This is a genomic window from Mycobacterium sp., from assembly GCF_050701675.1.
GTDB lineage: Bacteria > Actinomycetota > Actinomycetes > Mycobacteriales > Mycobacteriaceae > Mycobacterium.
The window spans coordinates 1-3,556 of record NZ_JBOGDD010000740.1 but is presented as its reverse complement, the minus strand read 5'-3'; the positions used below and the strand labels follow the sequence as shown (position 1 = coordinate 3,556).

Annotated in this window: 2 protein-coding genes; both read right to left on the bottom strand. The window is 69.0% G+C overall.

Annotated features, from left to right (window positions below; genetic code table 11):
* On the bottom strand, positions 1-2,778 hold a 2,778-nt coding region (gene hrpA / locus ACRDUX_RS22715), incomplete at its 3' end, for an ATP-dependent RNA helicase HrpA (protein WP_526416738.1).
* Positions 2,779-2,804: 26 nt separating this feature from the next.
* The coding region (locus ACRDUX_RS22710) for a mycobacterial-type methylenetetrahydrofolate reductase (protein ID WP_526416736.1) at positions 2,805-3,556 on the bottom strand (752 nt) is incomplete at its 5' end.

The following is a 3,556-nucleotide window of genomic DNA, read 5'->3' as shown; positions in this document are numbered from 1 at the left end:
ATCCGGTGCGGGAACGAAGTTGCGGCGCAGTTCCTTTGGCAGCGAACGGATCAGAGCGGTCACCAGCTCCTCGCGCAATGCCGGCACGTGCCAGGCGAACTCGTCACCGCCGAGGCGTGCGAGCACCTCTACGGGAATGTGCACTGTGACACCGTCGTCCTCGCCGCCCGGCTCGAACCGGTAGGTCAGCGGCAGCGACAGATCGGCGGCCTCCCAGGTGTCGGGCTGGTCGGTGTCCTCGTCGTTGCGCAGCAGATCGGCGCGGGTCATCGAGAGCAGGTCGGGCGTGCGGTGCCGCTCCTTCTTCCACCACCCGTCGAAGTGCCGCGCCGACACCACGTCCGGTGGCACGCGGGCGTCGTAGAACGCGTAGATCTCGTCGTCGTCGGCCAGCAGGTCGCGACGGCGGGCGCGCTCCTCCAGCTCGGCCAGTTCCTCACGCAGCCGGGCATTGTCGCGGAAGAAGTGGTGACGGGTCTGCCAGTCGCCCTCGACGAGCGCGTGCCGGATGAACAGGTCCCTGGCCAGTTGCGGATCGACCTGTGAATAGCCGATACGGCGGTGTGCGACCAGCGGCAGTCCATAGAGCGTCACCCGCTCGAAGCCCATCACCGCGCCCCGCTTGGCGTCCCAGTGCGGCTCGCTGTGGGTCCGCTGCACCAGCTCGCCCGCGACGCGCTCGACGACCTCCGGTTCGATGCGCGCCGCGATCCGCCCGAACAGCCTGCTGGTCTCCACGAGCTCGGCCACCACGACCCATCGCGGCGGCCGCTTGGTGAGGACCGAGCCAGGCGCGAGAACGAACTTGGAGTTGCGGGCCCCGGCGTAATCCCGCGTGTCGCCCTCCCGTAATCCGATGTGGGACAACAACCCTGCGAGCAGCGCGGCGTGCACTCGGACGGGGTCGGCAGGCTCGGCGTCGTCGCTCTCACGGATGCCGAGATCGCGGGCGATGCTCCGCAGCTGCCCCGTCAGGTCCTGCCACTCGCGGATGCGCAGATAGTGCAGGAACTCCTCTCGGCACATCCGCCGGAAGGCGCTGCCCGACAACGCCCTTCGCTGCACTCCGAGATATCGCCAGAGATTGAGGTAAGAGATGAAGTCGCTGGACTCGTCGGCGAACCGCGCGTGCTTCTGCCGCGCGGCCTCCTCCCGGTCGCTCGGCCGCTCCCGCGGATCGGGAATCGACAGCGCGGCGGCCAGCACCAGCACTTCACGCACGCAGCCCTCGGCGTCGGCCGCAAGGATCATCCGGCCGATGCGCGGGTCCAGCGGCAGCCGCGCGAGGCGGCGACCCAGCTCGGTGATCGAACCTTCGGCGCCGAACGCGCCGAGCTCGCGCAGTAGCTGCACGCCGTCGCGGATGCTGCGCTGCTCGGGCGGATCCAGGAACGGGAAGTTCTCGATGTCACCGAGGCCGAGGGCCGCCATCTGGAGGATCACCGCAGCGAGGTTGGTCCGCAGGATCTCCGGATCGGTGTAGCGCGGCCTGCCCTCGAAGTCGGCCTCCGAGTACAGCCGGATGCACACGCCTGGCGCGGTGCGTCCCGACCGGCCCGCCCGCTGCGCGGCCGAAGCCTGCGAGATCGGCTCGATCGGCAGGCGCTGCACCTTGGTGCGGCGGCTGTACCGCGAGATGCGCGCGGTGCCCGGGTCGACGACGTAGCGCACCCCCGGCACCGTCAGCGACGTCTCGGCGACGTTGGTGGCGAGTACCACGCGGCGGCCGGTGTGCGGCGCGAAGACCTTCTGCTGCTCCGCGGTGGGCAGTCGCGCGTAGAGCGGCAACACCTCGGTGAACTTCAGCGCGTCGCGCAATGCTTCTGCGGCGTCGCGGATCTCGCGCTCGCCCGACAGGAACACCAGCACGTCGCCAGGCGGTTCGGACTCCAGCTCGTGCACGGCGTCGATGATCGCCTCGGTCTGGTCGCGGATCTCGGTGCGGATCACGTCATGGTCCGGGTCGTCGGGATCCTCGGAGCCATCGTCGGATCGTGTGACCACTTCCAGTGGACGGTAGCGGATTTCGACCGGGTAGGTCCGTCCCGACACCTCGACGATCGGTGCGCCCCCGAAGTGGGCCGCGAAACGCCCCGGCTCGATCGTCGCCGACGTGACGATGACCTTCAGGTCCGGCCGCCGCGGCAGCAGTTCGCGCAGATACCCCAGCAGGAAGTCGATGTTCAGGCTGCGTTCGTGAGCCTCGTCGAGGATCAGCGTGTCGTAGCGGAGCAGGCGGCGGTCGCGCTGGATCTCGGCAAGCAGGATGCCGTCCGTCATCAGCTTCACCAGGGTGCGGTCGCTGGCCTGGTCGTTGAATCGGACGGTGTAGCCGACGGCCTCACCGAGCGGGGTGTCGAGTTCGTCGGCGATGCGCTGCGCGACGGTCCGGGCGGCCAGCCGGCGCGGCTGGGTGTGGCCGATGGTGCCGCGGATGCCGCGACCCAGTTCGAGGCAGATCTTGGGCAGCTGAGTGGTCTTGCCCGAACCGGTCTCACCGGCGATCACGACCACCTGGTTCTCGCTGATCGCCTTGGCGATGTCACCGCGCAGTTCGCTCACCGGCAGGTCGGGGTAGGTGATCGGCGGGACGGCTGCCGTGCGGGTGGCGACGAGGGCTTCGGCCGACGTGAATTGTGCGGCGAGCTTCTCCATCGCGGCGGGATCACTCCCCCGCAGGCCACGGAGGCGGCGACGAAGGCGGTCGGCGTCGCGGATCGTCAGGTCATCGAGGCGGGCACGCAGCTCGCGCACCTCGTCGCGGGACGGTTCGGACACTCCGGCAACGATAGGCGGCGGGCGGGCTAGCGGTCCGGCGACCAGTACTCGAGCATCTCGGCGAAGGTGTCGAAGGCAGGCCGGGAGACGCCGTAGGTCGCCTCGAAGTGGATGCTCAGCGGGAAGCCCAGGTCCCCGACCCCGTCGATCACCCGCTTGTAGAGGTCGACCAACTGCTTGCGCTTGTCCGCAGGCTCGGCGGCCGCCAGCTCCTTGACGAAGTCCTGCTCGGCGGCGACCGCGGCGTTGCCAGGGTCCTGGATCAGCCAGTTGATCAGCCCGACCTTGGCCTCCATCTTCGGGACGAACCCGAACGACAGCAGAATGTCGGGACGGTGGTCGGTCGTCTTGGCGAACTCCGCGAGGAAGTCGACGATCGCATCCGAGTACAGCAGCTGGGTCAGGCCGTAGGTCGCGCCCTGATCGCACTTGAAGTTGAACCTGCCCCGTTCACCGTCGCGGGTGGGGATCAGGATGGCGCCACGGTTGGGCACGACGTCGGCGTAGATCGACAGGGCGTCGGTGGGCGCGACGCCTGCACCCTCGCCGTCAGCCATGGTGCGCGGCACGCCGACGAACGCGATGCCGTCGAACCCGGCCTCCTGCAGGTCGGCGAGTCGCCGTCCGAGGGCGGGCTGGTCGAGGAATGAGGTCACCTGGGTGCAGAGGCCGTTCATGTCCGGCAGCTCCGGCCTGATGATCGACCAGTAGTCGAGCACGTCCAGCTTCGGCTTCATCTCGATGGGACGGTCGTCGTCCTCCTCGATCATCCCTGGGA